Origin of the sequence: Enterocloster sp. HCN-30185 (assembly GCF_037890305.1) — a bacterium.
Lineage (GTDB): Bacteria > Bacillota > Clostridia > Lachnospirales > Lachnospiraceae > Enterocloster.
The window spans coordinates 1-633 of the sequence record NZ_JBBKBT010000049.1 but is presented as its reverse complement, the minus strand read 5'-3'; the positions used below and the strand labels follow the sequence as shown (position 1 = coordinate 633).

At 53.2% G+C, this 633-nt stretch carries 2 protein-coding genes; both read left to right on the top strand.

Annotated elements, in window-relative coordinates:
• The coding region (locus WKT10_RS15920) for a DeoR family transcriptional regulator (RefSeq protein WP_340278053.1) at positions 1-201 on the top strand (201 nt) is incomplete at its 5' end.
• A complete protein-coding gene (locus WKT10_RS15915; RefSeq protein ID WP_340278052.1) occupies positions 194-490 on the top strand; it encodes a DUF3847 domain-containing protein in 297 nt (98 codons plus the stop codon). The genes WKT10_RS15920 and WKT10_RS15915, both read left to right, overlap by 8 nt.
• The last annotated feature ends 143 nt before the right edge of the window (positions 491-633 follow it).

Genomic DNA, 633 nt, shown 5'->3' with positions numbered 1-633 from the left:
GAGGACGAGAACGGAATCCTGTTTGTCTGCTTCCCTGTCACAGCCATTGCCGCAGTCCTGTCCCGCAGCCCCATGACGGTCAAGCGTTCTCTGAATGAACTGGAAACCGCCGGACTTATCATGCGGGTGCGTCAGGGTGTTGGAGAACCAAACAGGATTTATGTGCTGATACCGGGAAAGGAGGACGCTGCCCTTGCCTGACACCTCAAAGCTGGAAAAGCTCAACCGGGAGATGGAGAAAAGCGAAAAGAAACTGCGGAAAGCCATCAATGATGAAAAGGCATTGCAGCACCAGTTAAAGCAGCTTACCCGAAAGGAACGGACGCACCGGCTCTGTACTCGTGGCGGTATGCTGGAAAGTTTTCTGCAAGAGCCGGAACGCCTGACAGATGATGATGTCATGCTGTTGTTGAAACTCATTTTTCACAGGCAGGACACGCAGGAACTATTGAAAAAACTGCTGGAACGGGAGAAGCCGGAAACCCCTTAGTTTACTAAGGGCGCAATTATACACCACCCAGAGGTTGGTGCATTGCGTTCTCCGAAGGCTCCTCGCCGGAGGGCTGTGATTTTCCGCAGTCATGGTCTGCTCCAAATCAAACAGGGGACGCTACGCTTCCCCTGCGCTGGCTG